The organism is Fibrivirga algicola (assembly GCF_011742925.1).
GTDB classification, from domain to species: domain Bacteria; phylum Bacteroidota; class Bacteroidia; order Cytophagales; family Spirosomataceae; genus Fibrella; species Fibrella algicola.
Genome location: NZ_WAEL01000002.1, coordinates 385,022 through 409,680, shown reverse-complemented (window position 1 = coordinate 409,680; position 24,659 = coordinate 385,022). Strand labels below are relative to the sequence as shown.

The 24,659-nt window shown below is 49.2% G+C and carries 16 protein-coding genes; 14 read left to right on the top strand and 2 right to left on the bottom strand.

Features of this window, described 5'->3' with window-relative positions; all coding sequences use genetic code 11:
* The first annotated feature begins 201 nt into the window (after positions 1 to 201).
* From F7231_RS06945 to F7231_RS06900, 10 genes are all read left to right on the top strand, one after another.
* A complete protein-coding gene (locus tag F7231_RS06945; protein ID WP_085412220.1) occupies positions 202 to 645 on the top strand; it encodes a response regulator in 444 nt (147 codons plus the stop codon).
* Complete coding sequence (locus tag F7231_RS06940; RefSeq protein WP_166691377.1) at positions 642 to 1,394, top strand: polysaccharide biosynthesis/export family protein; 753 nt, start codon at positions 642 to 644, stop codon at positions 1,392 to 1,394. Before F7231_RS06945 ends, F7231_RS06940 begins: the two co-directional genes overlap by 4 nt.
* 8 nt (positions 1,395 to 1,402) lie before the next feature.
* Complete coding sequence (locus F7231_RS06935) at positions 1,403 to 3,598, top strand: GNVR domain-containing protein (RefSeq protein WP_166691376.1); 2,196 nt, start codon at positions 1,403 to 1,405, stop codon at positions 3,596 to 3,598.
* Complete coding sequence (locus F7231_RS06930; RefSeq protein ID WP_166691375.1) at positions 3,595 to 4,887, top strand: polysaccharide biosynthesis protein; 1,293 nt, start codon at positions 3,595 to 3,597, stop codon at positions 4,885 to 4,887. The genes F7231_RS06935 and F7231_RS06930 overlap by 4 nt, the downstream gene beginning before the upstream one ends.
* Positions 4,839 to 5,957, top strand: coding sequence for a glycosyltransferase family 4 protein (locus F7231_RS06925; protein ID WP_166691374.1), 1,119 nt, complete (start codon positions 4,839 to 4,841; stop codon positions 5,955 to 5,957). Before F7231_RS06930 ends, F7231_RS06925 begins: the two co-directional genes overlap by 49 nt.
* Complete coding sequence (locus F7231_RS06920; RefSeq protein ID WP_085412225.1) at positions 5,942 to 7,249, top strand: O-antigen ligase family protein; 1,308 nt, start codon at positions 5,942 to 5,944, stop codon at positions 7,247 to 7,249. Before F7231_RS06925 ends, F7231_RS06920 begins: the two co-directional genes overlap by 16 nt.
* A gap of 126 nt (positions 7,250 to 7,375) precedes the next feature.
* Entirely contained in the window at positions 7,376 to 9,811 is a 2,436-nt protein-coding gene (locus F7231_RS06915; protein ID WP_166691373.1) for a phosphotransferase, read from the top strand.
* A gap of 96 nt (positions 9,812 to 9,907) precedes the next feature.
* Positions 9,908 to 10,651: an acyltransferase gene (locus tag F7231_RS06910; RefSeq protein ID WP_166691372.1), complete on the top strand. Its 744-nt coding sequence runs from the start codon at positions 9,908 to 9,910 to the stop codon at positions 10,649 to 10,651.
* Positions 10,652 to 10,722: 71 nt separating this feature from the next.
* Positions 10,723 to 12,024: a glycosyltransferase family 4 protein gene (locus F7231_RS06905; RefSeq protein ID WP_166691371.1), complete on the top strand. Its 1,302-nt coding sequence runs from the start codon at positions 10,723 to 10,725 to the stop codon at positions 12,022 to 12,024.
* Positions 11,984 to 13,129, top strand: coding sequence for a glycosyltransferase family 4 protein (locus F7231_RS06900; protein WP_166691370.1), 1,146 nt, complete (start codon positions 11,984 to 11,986; stop codon positions 13,127 to 13,129). The genes F7231_RS06905 and F7231_RS06900 overlap by 41 nt, the downstream gene beginning before the upstream one ends.
* Here the strand turns inward: F7231_RS06900 and F7231_RS06895 are convergent.
* Positions 13,083 to 16,475, bottom strand: coding sequence for a PAS domain S-box protein (locus F7231_RS06895; RefSeq protein WP_166691369.1), 3,393 nt, complete (start codon positions 16,473 to 16,475; stop codon positions 13,083 to 13,085). The genes F7231_RS06900 and F7231_RS06895 overlap by 47 nt on opposite strands.
* Positions 16,462 to 17,601, bottom strand: coding sequence for an FIST signal transduction protein (locus tag F7231_RS06890; RefSeq protein ID WP_085412231.1), 1,140 nt, complete (start codon positions 17,599 to 17,601; stop codon positions 16,462 to 16,464). The genes F7231_RS06895 and F7231_RS06890 overlap by 14 nt, the downstream gene beginning before the upstream one ends.
* A gap of 511 nt (positions 17,602 to 18,112) precedes the next feature.
* Between F7231_RS06890 and F7231_RS06885 the strand changes: the two genes are divergently transcribed.
* From F7231_RS06885 to F7231_RS06870, 4 genes are all read left to right on the top strand, one after another.
* Positions 18,113 to 19,333 (top strand): DUF1972 domain-containing protein, encoded by a 1,221-nt coding sequence (locus F7231_RS06885; protein WP_085412232.1) that lies wholly within the window; start codon positions 18,113 to 18,115, stop codon positions 19,331 to 19,333.
* Between the two features lie 3 nt (positions 19,334 to 19,336).
* Entirely contained in the window at positions 19,337 to 20,428 is a 1,092-nt protein-coding gene (locus F7231_RS06880) for a glycosyltransferase family 4 protein (protein ID WP_085412233.1), read from the top strand.
* 263 nt (positions 20,429 to 20,691) lie between these two features.
* Positions 20,692 to 22,056 carry a sigma-54-dependent transcriptional regulator gene (locus F7231_RS06875; protein WP_166691368.1) on the top strand — a complete coding sequence of 455 codons (1,365 nt, stop codon included), beginning with the start codon at positions 20,692 to 20,694 and terminating at the stop codon, positions 22,054 to 22,056.
* Between the two features lie 17 nt (positions 22,057 to 22,073).
* On the top strand, positions 22,074 to 24,593 hold the full coding sequence (locus F7231_RS06870; RefSeq protein WP_166691367.1) for a response regulator: 2,520 nt from the start codon (positions 22,074 to 22,076) through the stop codon (positions 24,591 to 24,593).
* The last annotated feature ends 66 nt before the right edge of the window (positions 24,594 to 24,659 follow it).

Sequence of the window (24,659 nt, the reverse complement as noted above, 5' to 3'; positions counted from 1 at the left end):
TCGGGCCTTAAGGGTTCATGTGCACTACTGGATGCTAAGGTCGACAGCGGCAAAAAGCAATGGTAATTCGTTTTCCGAATTTTGGAAAAACATTCCAGACTGTAGAAGTTTTTTAGGAAATTATTTTTTTATGCAACTGATAATCAATTGGTTATTCTACTGGCACGTTATTCGTGAATTGCTGCACAAAACCAGCAGATCATGGAAACTACCAAACCGTTAACTATTTTCCTCGTCGACGACGATCCCTTTTGCGGAAGAATGTATGAGCAGCACGTACGCAACCTGGGGCATACCAATGTCACTTTGTTCAACGATGGTCAGGATTGTCTGAACAGGTTGACCGAACAGCCGGATATCATTTTCCTCGACTACCACATGGAGCCTATGGATGGGCTGGAGGTGTTGCGGAAAATAAAGCGATTTAGCCCCGATATTTTCTTGGTAATCGTGTCGGGTCAGGAGGACTTGAACGTAGCTGTGAACGCGCTAAAATATGGTGCTTTCGACTACATCATCAAAGGTGATAACGACTTTGAAAAGATCACCAGCGTGCTGACGAAAATTCAGGACGTAATGGAGATGCTGAAGCAACGCCCGCCAGGTAAAATGCAGAAACTGTTCAGTCTGCTGGGGGTGGCATGAGAGGGTCATTGACCAGTATAGCGGCTCTGTTGCTGGTTGCTGGCTCACTCTGGCTCACGGGTTGCGCCTCGCAAAACCTGTTCCAGACAGCGCCGGCAACCAGCATAGACTCTGTCTTCGTAGGGCAGGCCGCTACGCAATACATCATTCGGAAAGACGACAAAATCAGCATCAGTGTCTGGAACCACGACGATCTGAGTGTCGGGTCGCTGTACAGCATTTACAGTGCCAACGAAGTATACGGGAAATGGGTGATGGTTGACCCGAACGGGGACGTACCTATCCCGAAAATTGGTAAGGTCAAGCTGAGTGGCCTGACCCAGTTGCAGGCCCGTGAGCGGTTACTGACCGAATTCAGAAAGTGGATTGTCGATCCGATCATCGACGTAAAAGTCCTGAACAAGGAAGTAACGGTGCTGGGCGAACTAAGGAATCCGGGCAAGTTTCTGCTCGAAAAAGAGGCCAATTCGCTCATCGAGTTACTGGGACGGGCCGGCGATTTTGACCTCTATGCCGACCGGCAGGCGGTGCAGGTGATTCGGACGATCAATGACCAGCCGCACACGATCAGCATCGACCTGACGCGGATGGATCAGTTTGCGGCCCGGAACATTCAGATTCAGCCCGGCGACGTGATTTATGTGCCTGCCAAAAAAAGTAAACTCTGGGATAAGCGGGCCGGACCGAGTGTACTTCCCGTTGCCAGCGCCATCACCACGCTGCTGGTTCTTTTTAAGTTTTTTATCTGATTACGGGCATGTCTGAGTTATCGAAAACGCTGGGAATATTGGGGCCATTTGTTCGTGGCTTGCCATTGACAGCGGTTGTCATGACCATCGCGTTATTTATGGCGGGTCGATATTTGCGTTACGCCACACCGATGTATGACAGTATGGCCAAGATTAAACTGGCCGATTCCAACGAAGGAGCCCCCAGCGCCAACCTCTATAAAGACTTCGATGTGTTTGCCAACACAAACAAGATTCTGGCCGAGGTTGAGTTGATAAAATCCAACGTATTGTTAACCAGGGCGCTGTCGCCACTCGACCTGGGTGTAACTATTTACCGGGTTGGCAAGCTGCGCAAAGCAGATTTATATGGTCAGTCACCGGTGCACATATCCGCCACGTTTACTGATCCGAAATGGTACAGCCAACCATTTTTACTGGCCATCCGCAGCGATTCATTGCTGACCATTACGCTGCCCGGCGGAAAAAAAATGGAGGGGATATTGAACCGGGCTGTAGATTTCGACGGCGGGTCGCTGCTGATTAACCGCAACGAAGTGCTACTGCAAGAGCGGCATCGGCTGGCTCTGAATGATAAATATGAGTTCATTGTACGAACGCCGGAAGCAGTGGTGGAATCGGTGGCTGGCGATCTGGACGTGATGGCCGTCGATAAAGATATTCCGGTGCTGCGCATCACTTACCGGAGCCCTGTTCCTCAGAAAGCCGCTGACGTAGTTAACGGAGTAGCTGCGGCTTATATCACCGACGGCGTGCTGGATCGGTTCCGGACAGCCGACACAACCGTTGACTTCCTGAACCGGCAACTGAGGGATTACAAGAGTCGGCTAACCGCCAGCGAGCAGGCCATTGAAGGCTATCGTGACGCAAAAAACATCATCAACATTCGGCAGGAAACCGAAACAGACCTCCGCCAGATTGCCGATCTGAAAAAACAACTGTCGAGCGTACACATGAATGTACTCGCCATCGACAGCCTGAACAGGTACGTTCGCCAGAACCCAGATTTCCTGAAGTCGGCCCCCAACTTCGAAGCCTTCAATGACCTGCTGTCGACGGAGATTGTCAAGAAAATGAAACAGCTCCAGGGCGACCGCCGCGAACTGCTGACGCGTTACATGCCCGAACACGAGAAGGTCAGGCTGGTGGATACGCAGATGAGCGATCTGGCCGATTACATGAAGGAGAGTATTAACAATACGCTGACCAACCTGAAGATCAAGTACCGCGACCTCGACCGAACCATTCAGGAGGCTGAAACGAAATTTATCGGGCTACCGACCAAAGAAAAAAACATGACGGTGCTGGAGCGGAACTTCAGCCTCGACGAACAGATATACCGCTTTCTGCACCAAAAACGTACCGAAGCGGACATTGCACGGGCTGCTACCATCTCGTTTCACCGGGTTATTACCGAGGGAAAGGTGGCCCGTACGCCTATTTCGCCCAATCCGACGCTGATTAAGGTGTTGGCTGGATTTCTGAGTCTGCTCATCAGTATCGTGCTGATTTACGGCGTTCACTTCCTGAAAGCGCGGGTCAGCAGTGAAGAAGCCATTCAGAAAACATCTGAAACAGAGGTAGCAGGCGCTGTACCATACCTGGGCACCGCAGCGAAATCAGGTGGCTTTTTTCAGCAGTGGGCGCTGCACATGGAGTTGAAACAATGGCTGGTACCCGGCTCGGTCATTGCCATCACTTCGTTCGACAAAAATGAAGGTAAACGAACCCTGGCGCGGGGACTGGCGGCGGCCTTTGTTAACCTTGGCAAAACGGTGCTGGTAGTTGATGCCGATGGTTCGCTGACCGGTTTTGCCGAATCGGATGCACTAAGCTACGTGAACGTACCCGCGGTCGACCCGCACTGGCAGCGCCCGATCAACTGGCAGCCGATGCTCAACGAATGGCGCAGCCAGTTTGATGTGGTGGTGATCAAAAATGCCCCCCTTACGGTTGAGGCGGCGGCCGTTATGCTGATGGCATCGGCTACGCTGAACCTGCTGGTACTTGATAGCCGGCGCACCAAACAAAGCCGCGTGTTGGAAGCCGACCTGCTAGCCAAAAATCTGAACCTGCCTACTATGCAATTTGTGCTGAACCGGGCTGGTTATACGCCTTCGCTCCTGAGCGAACTGATTCAGGCCATTCGCCGAATTGGCAAGCAACGCAACTCGATTGGTAAACGCAAAGAGATCTACGCATGAACCTGGCATCGATCAAGCAACTGATAAGCTCTGAAAAAGGGCTGGTACTGACCGACCAGGTCGTGGTTAGCGGATCTGCTTTCGCCACCAACCTGCTGCTGGCTCAGGCGCTGGGTCTGGCGGCCTACGGGCAGTTTTCGGCGGTGGTACTAACGCAGCTCTTTCTGCTCTCTGTTCAGCAGGCGGTGGGCAGCGGTATTTATCAAGTCATTTGGCCGGGCTTGCCGCAGCCGGTGCAAAAGCAGTACACCGATGGTCTGTTTTACCTTCAGGTGCTTTGGCTGGTTGGGTTGCTGGCCCTGAGCGGCCTGCTGTACCGTCTGTTGCCTGCTCACCTGCTGCCCGTCGATCAGGCTGTGGCGTGGGCGGCCGTAGCGCTTACAGGCCTGTACCTGTTGCAGGATTTTCTCCGGAAAACGCTGCTGGTTCAGCAACGATCTGGCCGCGCCCTGCTGATCGACACGGTAACCAATGTTGGTCAGTTGTTTCTCTTGCTGGTCTTTCGGATGCAGCATGCGCTAACCCTATCGGTGGCGCTCTGGATCATCGGAGCCACGTTTGTTCCGTCTATCCTGCTGGGGCTGCTCTGGCTGAAGCTGGGCCGGTTTCGCATGGCGAATGGTCAGTTGGTGTGGCAGAAACACCGGCAACAGGGTGGCTGGATGCTGCTATCAGCCCTGACTCAATGGCTGGCGGGCAACTACTTCATCGTCGTGGGTGGCTGGTGGCTGGGCGCGGCGGCACTGGGCGCACTTCGGCTGGCTCAGTACATCTTTGGGCTGCTAAACGTGCTGCTACAGGCCGTTGAAAACTACGTAGTACCCCGCGCCGCTCAGGTAGCCCACTCACCCGCCGATCTGCTGACGTACCTGCGCTCGGTGCTGCTCAAAAGTTTACTGGGACTGCTGCCCGCACTGCTGGTACTTACGCTGGGTGCCGAACCGCTGCTGACCCTGGTTGGTGGCCACGATTACCGCTCCTTTACCTACGTTATGTACGGGCTGTCGGCGGTATATCTGCTGGTTGTGTGCAGCTACCCGATCCGAATTATGCTGCGGGTAAGTCTGCTTAACAAACACTATTTCGCGGGGTATGCCCTCACTACGGTTTTCAGCCTTACATCGGCTTCCTGGCTCATTGCCAACTGGGGCTTGAAGGGAGTACTGGCCGGGCTGTTTTTTACGCAGGTTATCCTCATTAGTTACTGGCTTCTTGTCTTACATCGTAACGGTTTATTCGTATGGAAATCATCCACCTTATTCTCGGCAAGGCCAATCCGGCCCGAATGAACGGGGTCAACAAAGTGGTCAATGAGTTGGCTACCCAACAGCAGCAGGCGGGGTATGCCGTTGAGGTGTGGGGCTTTTCGGCCAATGAACTGCACGACTACCCCGAACGTACCTACATAACGCGGCTATTCACGGCCAGCCGGAATCCGTTTTGGGTAGGCGATAACTGGAAACAGGCGATCCTGGCTCGTAAAGGTGCTGTGGTCGTGCAATTTCATGGTGGATTTGTTCCCCGTTTTTATGCGGCTGCCAACTTCCTGAAAAAGCACCGGATTCCGTACCTCGTTACGCCCCATGGCAATTACAACTGGCACGCCCTGCAACGTAATAGGCTGGCTAAGCAAGTGTATTTTAAGTTATTCGAGAAAAAGGTGCTGACGGGTGCCAGTGCGGTGCACGTACTGGGTAAGAGCGAGATTGCCGGGTTGCAAACCCTATACCCCAACCAGAAATCAGCATTGATTCCGTATGGTTTCTCGGTAAATGAGCAAACGGCCGATCCGATCGATACGGCTTTTGTGGTTGGTTTTTGCGGTCGGCTTGATATTGACCATAAAGGGCTCGACTGGTTGCTGACTGGCTTTGCTGAGTTTCACAAAGACGTACCTACCGCCCGGCTATGGCTGATTGGTGACGGCCCGCACCGTCTGCAGCTGAAAGAAATGGCCCAGGAATTGGGTATTGCCGGGCAGGTAACATTCTGGGGTAGCCGCTTTGGCGACGAAAAACTGCAGTTGCTGGGCCTGTGTAGCCTCTTCGTTCATTCGTCGCGCTATGAGGGATTGCCCGTGTCGGTGTTGGAGGCGGCTTCACTGGGACTTCCCTGTCTGGTGTCTGAAGCTACCAACATGGGTGATGTAATTCGGCTATTCAAGGCTGGGTACGTTGTTGATCAGGGCATTGCGTCCGAAGTAGCCGCTGGTTTAACCGCCCTTTATCAACAGTGGCAAACCGGCGAGCTGACTCAACTGGGGAAGAATGCCCGCCAGATGGTAGCCGAACAGTTTAATTGGCCTTCACAGCTAACGAAGTTCAACGAGTTGTATCAGCAGGTATGGCACGCCAACTAACGGCTCCCCGCGACCATACCCGGTTTCTGAAAAACGTGGGCCTCCTGCTGACGATTATTCTGTTCATCAAGCTGGGTGGTTTTTTTACGTGGAGTAATAACATCTCCATTACGCGGGTGATCAAAGTGATCAGCCGTATTGCCATGACTACCTCCATCTGGTACCTGTATCGGGCCATTATAAAGCGGGGGGCGGTAGCTTCATTTGCCTGGAAACAGAGCCTGTCACCGTTTCTGTACGTTGTTTACCTGGCCCTGGGGCTATGCTCCATCATGTGGTCTACCGATCCGGGATACTCTGGTCTTCAATGGTTTATGGACATGGAAGGGCTTGTGTTCTGTTACTACTTTATTGCCTGTTTTATCCTGATCGACTATTTTTTTACCAGTAGCGCCGTAAAGATGTATCAGGTCATCGGCGATGCGGTCATGATGATGATCAGCATCTTTCTGGTAGGCATGTACATCGACCCCGACACGTTTTACCGGCTCACCCACGGCGGCGAAGAAGCCCGGCTGGGCGGGTTTATCATGAACCCTAATGAGCTGGGCATGCTGTGCGCGGTAGGGGTGTCGTGCTTTATCTTCAATATTTATCGCAAGCACCAGCTCGTCTGGACGTTTATTAAGGTTGGGTTGCTGATGTGGGCCGTTGTGCTGACGGGCTCCCGGTCGTCGACGATTGGCTGTTTGCTGATCGCTTTTTTTCATATTCGCCAGTCGTCGAACACAAAACTCAAAATCGCCATGTATGCGGGTGCTGCTATGGTGGTTCCGGTGGCGGTGCAGACCCTGCTCATTAAAGAGCATGGCGGCGGCCTCGATGAAGTAATGAGCATGACCGGGCGGTTGCCATTCTGGACTGCCCTACTTACCGAGGGCCTCCCGCGTGCGCCTTTCTTTGGTTTCGGGTTCATGCGCATTGCCACCACCGATTATTTTCAGGGTGAACACGTGTTCACATATGCCGCCAAAATGACCCACAATACCTTCATTCAGGTGTTAATGAATCTGGGCTTTGTTGGCTTCTTCATTGTCCTGTTTCAGCTCGTATTTACGTTTCGGGGATTTCTGCAGGTGCCCGAGAAAGAGAAAAGCCTGATTTGCGTAGGCGTGCTGATTCCAATCATGATCAACTCATTTACCGAATTTGGCATTTTTGGCGAGACCAATTATGGCATCCTGTTTTATCAACTGCTTATTTTCTACATCAGCTTATCGATTAACCCATTGTTGACACCTCGTGAGAAGCTGATTCTATACCGTCAACGTCCCGATTTGCGCCCGTACTGATTCGGTGGGTTTCCATAATCTGGAATCATCTTCCTAAAGTCGGAACGGTTATTGATGAAAAACGGCCTTTCCGAAGCGTATGGGCTGTTTTTTGCAGCTGGCATGGTACTGGTAAAGTGAGCTGGTATGAACAAAAACGTTTACGAAGCAGACGTGCGGCGGTTACAGTCGGGGTTAAACCGGATCGGGCTACCAATTGCGATTAATCGCACACCAACTTTCGACTCTCCTGTTCCTTGCTACCTCTACCGCAACCCCGATGGTACCATTCGCTGGCTCTGGCCCGTTGATGCCGATGGACCGGAATTTCTGCGATTCTATCACCAGGGTAGTCTGCGGGCGAAAGCCTTTGTCTGGCTGGTCAGAATGCTGTTTCGGTGTGGACTCAGTCAGTTGGTGGCGCACGATCGGATGACGTTCTACACCACCAGCGCGGCTACTAAGCAACTGCTGCAACGTACCCGGTCGAATAGCTGGGCTGTGTTTACAGGTACCGCCGGCCCTAACCGGAAACTGGTGATCTGGTATCTCGACACGGTTACAGCCAACGGTAATTTCCTGAAAATTGCCCTATCAATCCCTGCTGTCAATAACCTACGGCGCGAGGCGATGGCCCTCCGCGAAGCGCAGGAAATGCCTTTTCAACACCTGGACTCCCCCCGCCTGATTGCTTTTTCGCGCGGCATGCTGATTCAGGAAGATATGAGTACCCCTGATGTTCGCCCTTTAAACCGGCTGGCCGATTTACCTCAGCCTGCCGTGCAGGAACTGATGACTCGCAACTGGCATACGAAACCATTACAGGCGACCAGCTTCTGGACTCAATCTCTCGACTCACTCGTGAAGCTACGTGTGACCAGTGACAAGCGTATTCCCGTCAGCCTGCTCGATAAGCTGGAAGAGTTGATTCGGCGCCTCGACGAGCGTAAGCCTGTAGCCGTTGCGGCTGCCCATGGCGATTTCACACCCTGGAATATCCTGATGCGTGATAATCGGCTGTGCGTGATCGACTGGGAGTTGTACCGAACCGAATTGCCGGGTCTGTACGACCTGTTCCATTTTCATTACCAGTCGATGACCATGCTGGGCAATCAGGGATTTAACCTCATTCGTCGGGAAATAGATGCCACGTTGCAGCAGCACGATTGGGAGTCCTTTCGCGAAACGCGCCGGGTCGATTTACGTGTAGCCGAGCAGCTCTACCTCATTCATACGATAACCTATTACCTGTCAGTATATAGTCGACAGCCGAGCTGGCACCGGCAGGTCAACTGGCTGCTGGAAACGTGGAGCAACGCGCTGACGTATTGGCTGAGCCAGACTATGATGTCGAATCGGACGTTGTTGCTGCACGATCTGGCTTTCTGGCTACATAAACAGCCGCATGCCGCTCTGAAATTTCTGCCAGCTTACCTCGACGAATTACCCGACTCGTCGGATCTGGATTTGTGCATGCCTCAGCCAGTCGCTCAACAATTGGCTGGGTACGTTCGGCAGCATCCGGCGGTAGGGCAGGTGATGGTAGAAGACCGGACATTCATGAAGCAGTTGCACATCTACTGCAAAGACGGCACCCTGCTTCATCTGGATTTGATCTGGGCCTTTAAGCGGAAACAACTTGAGTTTATGCCCGCTAATTCGGTCTGGGAGCGGGCTTCCTTAGCCTCGCATGGGCTGAACGTACCTACCCTGGAAAGCAACCAAGCGTATGTACGGCTGTTCTATGGCCTCAACAACGCGCCTGTTCCTGCCCGCTACCAGCCGCTGTTTACGTTACCTGAGGCCGCTTCTCTATCGGCTGCCGATGTAGCGGCTATCCGGGCTATGCCGCAAAACCGGGGCGGGCGCGGTGTGAAAAATACGGTAGCGTACGGCTGGGATACACTGCGTTCATTTTGGTTTCGGCGCGGTATGATCGTGACCTTCAGTGGGGTCGATGGGGCGGGCAAATCGACGGTGATCGAGCAGACAAAGCACGCAATTGAGAAAAAACTGCGGCAACGGGTCGTTGTGCTGCGGCATCGTCCCTCGTTGTTACCAATTCTAAGTGCCTGGCGGTATGGCCGTCAGGAGGCTGAGCAGCGCTCGGCGAGTCGTTTACCCCGCCAGGGAACCAACACGAACAGGACGTCGTCGCTGCTGCGATTTGCCTACTATTTTCTAGACTACCTGTTAGGCCAGTTTTATGTACAGATGAAGTACGTCTGGCGAGGCTACATTGTATTGTACGATCGCTATTACTTCGATTTCATCAACGATAGTCGACGCAGCAATGTAGAGTTGCCCTCCGGACTAGCGGCTGGTTTGTACCGCTTTTTGCTGAAGCCTGAGCTGAACGTGTTCCTGTATGCACCCGCCGAAGATATCCTGCGTCGAAAGCAGGAACTGGATCCCGTTACGATCACCGAGCTTACGCGCCAGTATATTGGTTTGTTCGACCAACTGCAGAAGAAATATCCCTCGTCAGATTACATACCCGTGCTTAACCTGGACTTACCGACAACACTCACCCAAATTTTTGACCGAATCCAGCGCTGTTCCATGGGTACGTTGTCCCGTTAGGTGCGCGGCCGGTACCGGGAGTTGCCTGTGAACTGTACTGCCTTCGCGCCAGCAACGCACTGATTTGTTAAGCACTGATTTACCTATCCGTCCTTTATGAAAACAGTACTTGAACGAATTGTCCGGCTCCGTAATCCACAATTCAGCTTCTCGCCAGCCCTCACCAGCAGCCTGATTCTGGCTTTTTGCTGGCAACAGACGTTGGCTCTGCTGCGCAGCAGCACATTATTGCTGAGGGGGCGTTCGCCGAAAGGTATGATTCGGGGCCGGGATGTTCAGTTCTTTAATCTGTCTCAAATCAGGTGGGGGCGTTTTTTGAAACTGGGCGATCATGTGCTCTGCTCAGCCATCAGTATCCATGGTATTGAATTTGGTGATCAGGTCGGCATCGGCGCGTTTAGCCGGTTGGTGGTCTCCACAACGCTCGATAATCCCGGACAGTTTATTCGCATTGGCAACCGGGTAGGCATTGGTGAATTCGCCTATCTGGGCGGGGCGGGCGGTCTTACCATCGGCGACGACTGCATCATTGGTCAGTACTTCAGTTGCCACCCAGAAAATCACCTGTTTGCCGATCTGAACGTACCTATTCGCCTGCAGGGTACCGAACGCAAACCGATTACAATTGGCCCCAACTGCTGGATTGGCAGCAAGGTCACGGTGCTTAGCGGGGTAACCATTGGCGGAGGAACCGTGATTGCCGCTGGTGCTGTCGTTACGCAGTCTTTTCCCGCCAACAGTCTGATCGGCGGTGTGCCCGCCCGGTTGCTGCGCAGTCGTATCGCGGACCCCGGTGAACAGGCCAGCATTAGCGCAACCGCCGTTGCGATGGCTTCCTGATCAATACGCCCAACCCGGTTGGCTGTGTTGAGGCTAAACAATGACTTCATACACTTTCTCGCGCTACTGCATTGAAAACCGTACTTGCCACTGCCTACGCCGTTGATCCCTACAAAGGATCAGAAGATGGCATGGGTTGGAATTTTATCCTGCAAATAGCGCGGTATCAACGCGTTATTGCCGTGACCCGGCCTAATAACCAGCCTGCCATAGAGCGCTATTGGAACGAACATCCTGAACTGAACGAGCTTAGACAACGTACCCAGTTTCTATATTTCGACTGGCCCTACTGGCTGCGGTTCTGGAAAAAAGGCCCCACGCTGTCGATGATTTATTACTACGGCTGGCAACTAACTCTGGCCGTGTGGCTACAGCGTAAACGGTTACCGGTTGATCTGGTCCACAACGTGAATTTTCACAATGATTGGACGCCAACATTTCTCTGGCTGCTAGGAAAACCAATGATCTGGGGGCCGGTTGGGCATCACCCAGCTATTCCGGACAACGCCATTCGTGAATTTGGCTGGAAAGCCAAACTGAAAGAGCGAGCTCTGTGGACATTAAAACAGGCTTTCTGGACACTTGACCCTTTCTTGACACTCAGTAAACAACGGGCTGCTTACATTCTCTGCATGAATCAGGCGGCAGCCGATAAACTACAACTACCGGCTCATCAGTACAGTATTGTGCCGTCGGTAGCCTCCGACCCGGTTAGTCCGGCTCGTCTTGATAGAAACGAAGCTACCTGTTTTCGGGTGTTGTCAGTTGGGCGGTTTGTTGCGCTGAAAGGCTTTACGAGTACGGTTCGGGCGTTTGCCTTGTTTTACGGGAAGCTTTCCCCCGCCGACCAGCAACGCACCCGGCTAACGCTCGTGGGTAGTGGCCCCGCCGAACTACTGCTTCGCCAGCTTATTACCGAGTTGGGTATCAGCTCCTGTACCGAAATCATCAACTGGCTTCCCAAGAATGAAGTTACTACGCTGTATGAGTCCTCATCTGTATTCCTGTTTCCGTCGCACGAAGGGGCTGGCATGGTAGTGGCCGAAGCCATGAGCTATGGCCTCCCCGTTGTCTGCTGGAACAACGAGGGGCCTGGCCGATTTGTGCACCCTGAATCAACGTTGCGGGTATCTGGCGTTGATCTGGCACTTGGCGAAGCGCAAATGGCCAGCCACCTGGAAACGCTCTATCGCTCAGCAGATGTCTATCGGCAAGAGGTAATCCTGGCCCGGCAGCGATTCAAATCAACTTTCGATTGGTCGGTTCGGGGCGAACAACTCCGGGCTGTCTATCAATCTGCTTTATCCACTACGTCTACCCCTTCTCCTTTACATGAAATCGAAGCGGATTATCGCGGTTCATCTGCTCAATGACTGGAGCGGAAGCCCACTTGTTTTCAGGCAGTCACTCGAAGCTCTCCAGGCGGCTGGGTACGTTGTCACGCTCTTTACGGCTACACCTTCGGGAACTGGCTTTTTGAGTAATATCGCTGGTATCTCCACCGAGGCACTTCAGTATAGGTGGCATCCTGCTAAAGTGGTTACTCTGGTCAATTATCTGGTTACTCAATTTCGCCTGTTTGTCCGGTTGCTCTTTTTGCTTCGCGCAACAGATACTGTCTACATCAATACGCTGCTTCCTTTCGGGGCAGCACTGGCCGGGCGTCTACGTGGCTGCCGGGTGGTGTATCACGTACATGAGGTGAGTATCAAACCCCGAATTCTAAAGATGTGGCTACGCGGTGTGGCCAACTGGACGGCTCAGGAAGCGCTATTTGTTTCTGATTACACGGCCCGACAGACAGCCTTGAGCAGACCCGCCAGCCGGTTGATATACAATGCCTTGCCGGATTCTTTTGTGAAGCGGGCGGGTGAGATAAGCTCGCCTAATACCGTGTTTCCGTTTACGGCGCTGATGATTTGCTCCAATAAAGCTTACAAAGGCATCAATGAGTTTGTGGCGGTAGCTCAGCAACTACCGCATATTCGGTTTATGCTGGTGCTGAACGCCAATCAAGCCGATGTCGACGTTTTTGTGGCTCAGGTACAGCCACCGATCAATTGTACTGTTTTTGCAGCGCAAACAGATACGATCTCATTCTACGAAAAGGCACATGTCGTGCTTAACTTGTCGCACCGCACTGCCTGGGTTGAAACCTTCGGGCTAACCATTCTGGAAGGTATGCTGTGCGGCCGTCCCGTTCTTGTTCCGCCAGTTGGGGGCGTTCGCGAACTGATCGACGATGGGGTGGAAGGCTTTGTTGTCGATGCACTCAACCTCCCGCCGGTGGTTGATGCGTTACGGCGGTTATCATCAGACATAACGCTGTATATGCGCATGGCCGAAGCAGCCCGGTCACGGGCGGCTTCATTTTCAGGGAGTGCGTTTCGTCGGCAGATTCTGGCCGTATTTGGGCCTGAGACGGCCGGAGCTACACCTGCGCATGAGTTGCTTGCAGATCAGTTGCCACTTTCGTAACAACGTCTTTCAGCTTGGCCAGCAAGCTATCGAGTTGGTCGGCAGACAGGGAAATACCGGCTTCTTTCTCAATCGTACGGATATCGTCTTTTAAAACCTTTATTCCTAAGTTGTCGATAGAGGGCTTGATACGGTGAGCTACTCGCCTTACCGTTTCATAGTCACCAAGGGCGTAAGCAGCATCAATCTCCTGAACGGAAGTTGGGCCATAATCAACAAAGAGACTAGTCATCTTGGCGATAAATGCCTGATCGCCATTTGCCATGCGTTCCAGCATCGACAAGTCGAACAAGGGTGTTTTCTGGGTTTGCTGCAACTGAGCGGGTCCCTTACTTTTAGCCAGCCATCTCGCCACCACAGCCAGTAATTGGTTTTCTTCAAATGGTTTAGAGAGGTAGTCGCTCATACCGGCAGCAATGAATTTCTCACTGTCCCCCTTCACCGCGAAGGCAGTTAGGGCAATGACCGGCAGACTATCGCTGAGGTTAGACCGTATGATACGTGTAGCCTCAATCCCATCCATCACAGGCATTTGAACGTCCATAAGCACCAGATTGAAAGGCTGCTCTTCCAGCTTGTCCAGCGCTTTACGGCCGTTCTGTGCTTCTTCGATAATGGCACCATAGTTACTCAATACGGTAGATGCCACCAGCCGGTTCATCTCATTGTCATCGACCACTAATATGCGTTTTCCCGCAATTATATCCGTGTTGATCTGGTCCGTTTCTTTTACTGGTAAATTCTCGTAGACCCCGATTGAAAAAGGAATGGTAAAGGAAACAGACGTACCTACACCTTTCTGACTCTGTACTTCCATCGTACCAGCCATCAATTCAACTAAGTTCTTACAGATGCTCAGGCCAAGGCCAGTGCCACCAAAGCGCCTTGTAATAGAGGCGTCTTCCTGCATGAACTTTTGAAGGATTGTTTTAGAAAATGAGGGGTCTATGCCGATCCCCGTATCGGTTACGGTCACTTTGATAAGCTGACTGGTTTGAGTTTGATCAATTACCTGACAGCGGATATCAACAGAGCCTTTTTCCGTAAACTTGATAGCGTTGGAAATAAGGTTAAGTAACAACTGATTGACCCGGTACGGATCACCAATTAAAACGGGTGATAACGTACTGTCGAAGAACAAGTTGGTGAAAGAAAGTCCTTTTTCTTCGGCTTTGTGCATCATTACCTGCATTGCTTTTTGAACGACAAGTTTGGGTTCAAATGCAATTGTCTCGAGTACTAACTTGCCCGCTTCGATCTTCGATAAATCGAGTATATCATTAATGATTACAAGCAAATTATCGGTGGCCGACTGTATCGCGTTTAAATAAAACTGCTGATCAGGCTTGAGAGCTGTTTTCGATAGCTGGTTGGCCATACCCATGATGGCGTTCATCGGCGTGCGTATTTCGTGGCTCATGTTAGCCAGAAATGACTCCTTGACTCTGGTTGATTCTTCCGCTACTTCTTTTGCCGCAATAAGCTCCAGCTCCAGTTTTTTGTGATGGGTAATGTCAATATGCGTTCCAATAATTTTGAGTGGGTTGCCTTCGCTGTCTTTTTCAATGACTACGCCCCGGTCTAATACCCAGTGAATTGATCCGTCGTTATGAATGACGCGATATTCGTGTTGATGCTGATTAATCAGTCCTGCTTTATAACTAAAATCATTTTTTTCCAAGATTCGCTTATCATCCGGATGCACACGGTTCCACCACAAATCGGCTACATTCGTGTGATCAGTTAGTACTTCGCCCAGGATATTGTTGCCAAGATTGGAAAAATAAGTTTTACTGGTGGTAAAATCATGCTCCCAATAGTTATCCCCAACATTGGTTAATGCCATTCTTAATCGCTCTTCGTATTCTTTTAACTTCTTCTGTGATACCTTCTCCGCTGATATATCTTCTATCATGGAGAAATAATGAGTAATTTCTCCAGCTGAATTTCGTACTGGCTGGCCACTTGTCTTGGCCCAGAACCACGTTTTATCTTTCCTATAATGTATGCTCTCAAGATCGAACGGTTTACCTTTTTTGAAAGCGTCGAATATAGTTTGCGAACAATTTTTTTCAGAGAGTGGACCCTCGCATAGGTCAACTGGTGATCGACCAATTACTTCACTATTACTGTATTTCGTTAGGTTGCAGAATCCCTCGTTCGACCAGAATATCTTTCCGTCGAGGTTAACAAAGACAATACCATTTTTATTAGCACTAGCTACACGTGAAAGGCGCTCCAGTTCCTCTTCGTTCTTCTTGCGCTCTGAAATGTCCCGAATAAATGAACAGAAAAATTCATCATCTCCCTGTTTTACAGGTATGATGTACATTTCGATCATGAAAGTTTTACCGTCCCGGTTAATGGCTGGTAATTCCATGTGCTTACCCAAAACAGGTCCATAACCAGTTTGATTGTAATAAGACATGCCTTTCTCATGCGCCTCACGGTGTACATGAGGAATGAGTACGTCAGACAACTTTTTGCCCAGTACCTCCGATTCGTGCCAGCCAAATACTTTTTCAGCCTGTGGGTTCCAGAATGTGATAGCGCCAGCGGTGTCAATCGTTATAATGGCATCGAGAGCGGCATTCATGATCAGGCGATTTTTGAGTTCGCTCTGCTCAATGGCATCCTGACTTTTTTTACGCTCAGTTATGTCCGTGTAACTCCATAAATGCCCTTTGTACTTTCTGTCTATAAAAATGGGAATATAGCTCCGCTGGTATGTGTTTCCATTTACCAGCTCCAGAATATCCCCCATAACTAGCTTCCGCTCAGCCAGAATTTCTTCAATACGTTCACTAAAGGCGTTGGGATTTTTGAATAAATGTTTTGTGTCTTCAGCAATGGATGTACAATCTACCCCTTGCATTTTATAAGGGGTAACTGGTATGTCAAAAAGGGTACAAAACAATTGGTTTGTGAGCGTTATACGGCGGTTCTCATCTTCCAGCAATACGCCGCTTTGCATGTTTGCAACCAACGAAACAAATACCTCTTCCGCATTTTTTCGCTCACTGACCTGCTGGTTAAGAAAACGAGCAATTTCCAGCAGATCGTCTGAGCCATCCTGTACATGTAGCCCGGCAATTTTTCCTGCTGCTTCCTTTAACTTCTCAACTGATTGTTTCCTGACGTAAATTTCGTGTTTAAGCTTATTATGCAATTGTAGGTATTCTTCTTCACTGATAGTGAAGGCACGCTCCGCCAATTCTCTATCTCTATCCAGGGCTGCATACGATTCGCTGATGACACCCAGAAACTTGTTCATTCTGGGATTTTCCAGCATATCGGCTGGCAAATGTCTAGCTATCTGTTTAAGAAGCAGCTTATGGTAGTTCATAAAAAGAAGTAATCGTCATCGTTTGATTGTGTAGCTGGCAATTTCCTCCGTCATAGAACGGTGATATTTCTCCATTGGCATAGAACCCTGCAATAGGCACCTTGTTGCCGAGTGTTTCACTAACAGCTTCAACTTCCTCGTCGATGCGAGGTCCATATATAAGTTTCCGGCCTACGCAACTTACTAAAAGCGAAAAATCAGAGTTCCGGTTATTGGCAAAGCGTGTTTGTTGTGCCGCTGCCGCTGCTGCGGCTGTGAGCTTATCAAAATTCGCCTTCATAAACCGGACTTTTGAGCCTATTGGCACATCTCCGGCAAAGGTCATACTCTTCTTGACGTCATCAACCGCCAAAATAGTGCGCACTACCGGTAGTGCTGTGCCTGGGCTAGTTACCGAAAGCGGAAAGAGTAAGGCTGACCCCGGTAATTTCTCTGAATCAGGCCCCAGGTACTTCTTGTAAATGGCTAATGCATTCTCATTATTGATGTCGTACAACACATTGCCTTCCGACCGGGTAATCTCTTTTTCTAACCCAAACATGTCCCAACCACCTTTTGACCCATGGGTTACTACTAATTTGTTGCCGTAGAACCCAATGGCTACAATCTTTCCTTCGGTAGGTTGTTCGTTAAGTCCTACAAGTGTGGATTTAAATTCAGCTGCATCGCCCGCCAAGCCCCCGGTTACCAATACGTTTTTGGCTCCTACGGCGAATCCTTTCACTAGCTCACTACCATTCACAAGGCAGCCATCAGATAGTACCATTATGTACTTCAGATCGTCGGCTAATAGTTTAGTTGACAGCGATTTTGCTGCCTCAAAACTTGTGTGATAATCGGTAATAGTTACTGAAGCAGTTTTAATTCGGGTGTCAGTGAAGCTCATGGCTACTGCCACGAGGGTGTTATCCTGAACAGTATCCTGATAAATTTCTCCTGCTGTACTGCACAGTGCGATGTCTGCATTCGGAAATTTAGCCTTAATGGTTGTAAAGAGCGTTTCTTCCTGCAAGATCTCCTTCGCCCCAAATCCAAGTACCAGTTGCGCTTCTTTATCTTCTAATGGCTTACTGATAACATGTTGAGACCAGATATTATCTGTAAACTGAACGACAGAGGCGAGCATACTAGTGGTTTTGTAAGTACTAAGTCAACAAAAAAGGATAGGTAAAATCATACCAATTTTACATATTGAACCTAATGTGCTGTACATCAGATAATTATGTTATTCCGAAAACGTGGTGTTTTTCCAAATTATGGAATAGAGTCTATAATCTGGACTGGAATAGCAGGGTTTCAATTGGAATTGATGTTTTATCATATATAGATTTTGGGTGGTATTTTGCTGATTATGAGTAGGTTATGTTCATATATCCAGTCCTGCAAATTATTCCAACTCGCCTGCAGCTAAACGTTGCTTGTTGAGCTATCAAAGAGATGTCCCCTGAATAAACAGAACCCGTTTATTCAGGGGACATCTCTTTTTTCACTGATTGTAAAAAGTGGAAAGTTTTTCCAGAATTGGGAAGCATTCAGAGTAGATATATGCCTTTTGCAGCCAATAGAGGCGTTTTTTTTAGTTTGGCACGGCTTAGGATAGTATGGCCGCAAAGGGCAAAATTTAACTAAACCGTAACATGAGTAAGACAAGCGTAGCAATTATTGGGACCGTCGGCATTCCTGCTAAGTACGGTGGTTTCGAAACGTTGGCAGAACACTTGGTTGAGCATCTGGGCAATGACTTAAACCTGTCAGTGTATTGTACTACTAAAAAATACGGCCAAGCCGAACGACAAAGCCACTATAAGGGCGCCCGACTTATATATCTTCCCTTCGACGCTAATGGGATACAAAGCATTATATATGATTGTGTCAGTATTTTACATGCGTTGCTATATGCCGATGTTCTGCTGATTCTGGGCGTAAGTGGTGGGTTTGTTCTACCATTCGTCCGGTGGTTTACCCGAAAAAAGATAATTATCTCCATTGACGGTATAGAGTGGAAGCGCCACAAGTGGAGTAAGCTCGCTAAGTGGTATTTATGGGCGGCCGAATGGATGGCGGTGCGTTATTCGCACGCTGACATTTCCGACAACGAGTCTATACAGAATTACACTGCTATCCGGTATAAGACGCTAAGCCATATTATTGAATACGGGGCAGACCATACAATGGCTGTAACCCCAACACCCGCTGATCGCCTACAGTATCCGGTATTGACCAAAGCCTACGCTTTTTCGGTTTGCCGGATCGAGCCGGAGAACAATATCCATATAACACTGGAAGCCTTTGCTCAACTAACCAGGCACACATTGGTGCTGGTTGGCAACTGGGCCAATAGCGAGTATGGTATAGAGTTACAGAATAAATACAAAGCTTATTCGAATTTACATCTGCTCGACCCAATCTATGACCAGCGTACGTTGGATCTGCTTCGTAGTAATTGTTTAGTCTACATTCATGGGCACAGTGCCGGCGGTACAAATCCGTCGCTGGTAGAGGCTATGTATTTGGGCCTTCCGATCATCTCATTTGACGTTAGCTATAATCGTACCACAACAGAAAACAAGGCGCTGTTTTTTAAAACAGCCAGGGAGTTGGTCTATCATATTCAGCATACGTCTGTGGCGGCCTTAAAGCGGCAGGCTATAGTGATGAAGACCATTGCCCATCGCCGGTACAGTTGGGCGGTTATTACCCGAAAATACGCCTTTTTAGTTCGATTGGTAATGCAGACAAACACTAAAAGTAGCCTGAAATCGGCGGCTGGTTCGCAATTACCATCAGACTGGCTCCTACAGGCCGAACTAGGCCATTTGCAATCACCTGTTTATTTCTACGAAGACAAATCAATCTAGTTTATGAATCAGGATATGCGTTTGACAATCAGTTTGTTGTTTGGTTTTTTTGCGGCTCTCGGAATTTGCTGGATCCTTTTACCGCTGCTCATCCGCTTAAGTCCGGCTATTGGGCTAGTGGATAAACCAAACGATCGGAAAGTACATCAGCAAGCCATTCCGGCTATTGGCGGGCTAACGATTGGCCTGGCTGTGTGTTGTACCGCACTTATTTATCCCCCGCTACAGGTACTGTTTCTACGCTATGTTCCGTTGGGATTCGCGCTCTTTATTTTGCTTGTAACGGGCGTTGTAGATGATCGCCTCAATATGCGCCCGTCTGTACGGTTGCTGATTCAATTAGGGTGCGCTACTGCGGTGGCTCATTATGGTATTCGCCTGACGTCATTACACGGGTTGTTCAGTATCAATGAGTTACCTTTGTTTATTCAATATGGATTAACGGTGCTGATATTGACCGGAATGGCAAATGCGTTTAATCTCATTGACGGTATTGATGGGCTAGCCGGCAGTATTGCATTGATCAATATGCTGATGTTTAGCGCGCTAGCCTTTGTTATTGACCAACGTACCTGGCTTGCGCTCCTGCTTCCGGTTAGTGGTGCCCTGTTAGCTTTTCTAAAGTTTAACTGGCGACCTGCCCGCCTTTTTATGGGTGATGGCGGGTCGGTAGTGCTCGGATTCTTGATTGCAGTACTTGGCGTTGTATTCGTAGAATCGGCTTATAATCAATCGAGTAGTTATGCGCCGCAGGTAGTGGTAGCGGTATTGGCTAGCTGCATGATTCCTGTTCTGGATGCCTTGCGTGTTTTTACCAGTCGCCTCTATAAGGGTAGCTCTCCTTTTCTCGCCGACAAGAACCATATGCATCACCTGTTACTGAAGCACCGGCTTGCTCACTCACAAATTGCCCTGCGAATTGGCGGTATTCACATGTTGCTAGTGGTGCTTTCTGTGGTAGCTGCTTTTGGGTTAAGTATATCTGTAGTGCTTTTTGCTCAGATAGTGTACGTATTCTTATATACCCGGTTTATGCAACTGAGCTATTCATTTTTAAAGAGCTATCGGCTTGTAAAACAGTTAGCTAATAGTTAATATGTGAAAAATTAATTAAGCCCTTTTTGTTACAGATTAGTTGTGTAATTACTTAAAAAGAATTAACCAATTTTTGCATGATTGATTAGTCGCTCGGGTTAATTTTGTATTAAAATGAAAAAAATATCTTTTTTTCATATGTAAAAATGGTGTGATACTTGTTGCGCATCTCTATAGATGCAACAGACCTACTTATCTTGCTAGTAGTAGTGGCGCATAGTTACACCGTAGACCCCGTACAAGTACTTAAGACCGATCGCTCAATGAAGGACCCGGATACCTACTGCATTTTTATTGTTGAAGACGATCCATGGTATGGCGAGGTGCTCAAGTATCAGTTGTCCCTTAATCCCGACTACGAACTGCATCGATTTACTAACGGGAAGGATTGCCTGGAATACATGGGTACGCGTACACCTAACCTGATTACGATTGATTATTCATTACCCGACACGAACGGCGCAGCGCTTTTTTTGCGCATTCACGAGCAATTGCCTGACGTACCTGTCATTGTGATCAGTGGGCAGAACGACGTAGAAACGGCAGTTGGTCTGTTGCAATCTGGCGTTCACGATTACTTTGTAAAAGACGACCGAACAAAAGACCTGCTTTGGAACGCGATCATCAAAATCCGGGAAAATCAGAGCCTGAAACAAGAGATAGAACAACTGCGCGAAGAGCTGGGGCAGAAGTACGATTTTAGTGCCATAATAAAAGGAAATAGCCCGGCTATTCACAAGGTGTTCTCATTGGTTGAGAAAGCTGTACGAACTAACATCAACGTATCAATCACTGGTGAGACAGGAACGGGTAAGGAATTAGTTGCCAAGGCCATTCACTACCATTCAAACCGTAAGAAAAAACCGTTCGTTGCCGTAAATATGGCGGCAATACCAACTGAACTGGCTGAAAGTGAGCTGTTTGGACACGAAAAGGGAGCATTTACAGGTGCTATAAACCGCAAAATCGGTCGTTTTGAAGAGGCTAACAAAGGTACCCTGTTCCTTGATGAAATAGCCGAACTGGATATGTCGCTGCAAACCAAACTGTTGCGGGTACTTCAGGAGCGGGAGTTGGTGCGTGTAGGTGGTAGCGAGCGGATTATGCTGGACATTCGCCTTGTCATTGCTTCGCATAAGAACCTGCTTGAAGAGGTACGGCAGGGACGTTTTCGTGAAGATTTATACTATCGGGTCATGGGGCTGCCAATTATGTTGCCGCCGCTCCGGGAGCGGTCTACTGATATAATGATTTTGGCGCGGTACTTCCTGGATGAATTCTGCAAAGAAAACAGCCTGCCCACCATGTCAATTTCGCCATCTGCCACTGATAAATTACTTCGTTACAGTTTTCCAGGGAATATCCGCGAGCTGAAATCAGTAATGCAACTAGCGGCAGTAATGTGTGATGGCAACGAAATCAGGCAAGATGATGTATTGCTGGCGTCAGAAGCGGAGGCGGTGACGATGCACGGCGAAGAAAAAACGCTTCGCGATTACACTATTCAGGTTATAAAGTCTTACCTGAAAAAGTATGACAATAATGTTGTGTTGGTTGCCGAAAAACTGGACGTTGGCAAATCAACCATTTATAAAATGATTCAGAATAACGAGCTTTCTTTATCCTGATCTGATTCAGTGCGCGTATGAAAAAAACGTCTACGTCTCTCCTTACCGAACAACCTTCTTTTACTACGCTGCTACTTCAGGAGAACGCCCGACTCCACCTGGAGATGCAGCAAATGGAGGCTATTATTCAGCAGCAGAAAGCCGATATAGCCGAGCACGAGCGTCGCTGGCGGCTGTCGATAGATGCTGAGCGCAATGCGGCTGGTGGCATTCCCAAATCGGAAGAGCGGGTACGTCGTACCAATGCTTATCGCCTATCAAATCTGATTTCCAGTCTTCAGGAGGGCATTCTGCTGGAAGACGAAAATCGGGCTATTGTGCTGGTAAATCAGCATTATTGCGAACTGTTTGCCATAGCTACATCGCCTACCCAGATGAAAGGCATGGACTGCACCGGAATGGCCGAGCAGACTAAGTTGTTTTTCAAACACCCGGACCAGTATGTTGCCCGAGTTAAGCAACTGCTGCAATGCCAGAAATTAGTAGCTGGCGAGGAACTGGAATTGGTTGACGGTCGCATTTTAGAGCGAGATTACGTACCCATCTTCACAAACGGTGTGTATGCCGGACATCTGTGGAAATATATAGATATCACCAAGCGAAAACTGGCTGAAAATGCGTCGGTTCGCCTGAAAGAAAAGTACCAGCGGATCATTGAGAATATGAACCTGGGTCTGATCGAGGTCGATTTGGAGGAACGCATTGTGTATACCAATCACAGCTTTAGTATCATGAGTGGCTACGAGCCGGATGAGCTGATTGGGAAGGTGGCTAGTGAGGTGCTCCTCGGCGGGCAAAATCTTGATATAATTCAGGAGAAGAACCAGAGCCGGCTGAGAGGCGCAATGGATACCTACGAAATAGCCATTAAGAATAAGCGGGGCGAGGCTGTTTGGTGGCTGGTAAGTGGCGCACCAATTTATGCTGAAACCGGCGAAGTAATCGGCTCGACGGGTATTCATTTAGACATCACTAAACAGAAACAGCTCGAATCGGAGTTGCGTATAGCCAAACAGGAGGCTGAACGATCGTCGCGGTCGAAAGAGTTATTCCTGGCTAATATGAGCCATGAGATTCGGACGCCAATGAATGCCATCCTGAATCTTGGACAACAATTGACCAAGACCAACCTAACTGACAACCAACACTTTTTTTTGAATATGATCAACACAGCAGCTGGTAATCTGCTTGTGATCATTAATGATATACTCGATTTTTCGAAAATTGAAGCGGGGCAACTCTCACTTGAGCATATCGGATTCAACATGAGTGATTTGCTTCAACGAGCCATACATATGATGGCCGAGGGGGCAAGGAAGAAAGGGCTTCGATTGGAGATGAGCGTGGATTCCGGGCTAGCACCAGTGCTACTGGGCGATCCGTATCGCCTCAACCAGATTTTGCTAAACCTGATCGGTAATGCAATCAAATTTACTGAGGTGGGTGGGGTTCAGGTACGTTGCCAAAGCCAGACGGTTTTCGATAGTCAGGTTATCAGCCTGCAAATAAAAGACACGGGGATCGGCATGAATTCTGCGTTTCAAAAGAATCTATTTGCCAAGTTTACGCAGGAAGATGGAAGTATAGGCCGGCGCTATGGTGGCACTGGTTTGGGGATGAGTATCACCAAGCAACTGGTTGACTTAATGGGAGGGACCATTGAAGTTGACAGCCTGAAAGGGATTGGTACAACTATTAATGTTCAGTTAACATTTCCTGTTGGTACGGCTAGCAAGTTGCTGGTAATAGAGCCAAGTGAGCAGGATGTAGCGGTACTAGCCTCCAAACGTATTCTGCTGGTTGAAGACAACGAGATGAATCGGCTGGTTGTAAAAACGTTGCTCACCCCATATGGCGTTACGATTTTTGAAGAGCCCAATGGATTAAAAGCATTGGAAACACTGCGGACAAAAGCAGTTGACCTGGTGCTCATGGATGTGCAAATGCCGATTATGGATGGGCTGGAAGCAACCCGGGTTATCAGAGAGGAAATCAGCAATACATTACCGGTTATTGCTATGACAGCCAGCGCCATTCGGTCAGAGAAAGAGGCGTGTTATGAGGCCGGTATGAATGATTTCCTGGCCAAGCCATTCGATGAGAAGGAAATGGTTGATAAACTCATTAAATGGACAAGCCCCGAGAGCTCATCGGCAAGCGACCGGCCCAAATTACTGTATGACCTCTCAAAATTGAAAACCATTGGTCGCAATAATAAAGGGTTTATCACCCAGATGATCAGACTGTTTTGTGCCGATGCGCCATCTGTAGCGAGCCAACTCAAAGAAGCCCAGCAGCAAGGGGATTATGAGAAGGTGCAGTACCTCGCCCACAGGATAAAGCCTTCTATCGATAATATGGGTTTGCATGAACAGACGACCGTAATCCGCCAAATCGAACGGCTGATTATTGTTGATCCAACTTCGAGTGAACTCGTTGCCGCCATTGAGGCATTTGGAGAGGCGATTGCCCACGTGGTTGACCAATTGCAGGCGACTTATCTGAACCTCCCTGATCAGGGAGTTGAGCCCACTTAATCAGTATCCCTTAACCCCAGCTGTATTAACCAAGTTGATTGGTAGAATAAACAAGACACCCAATCA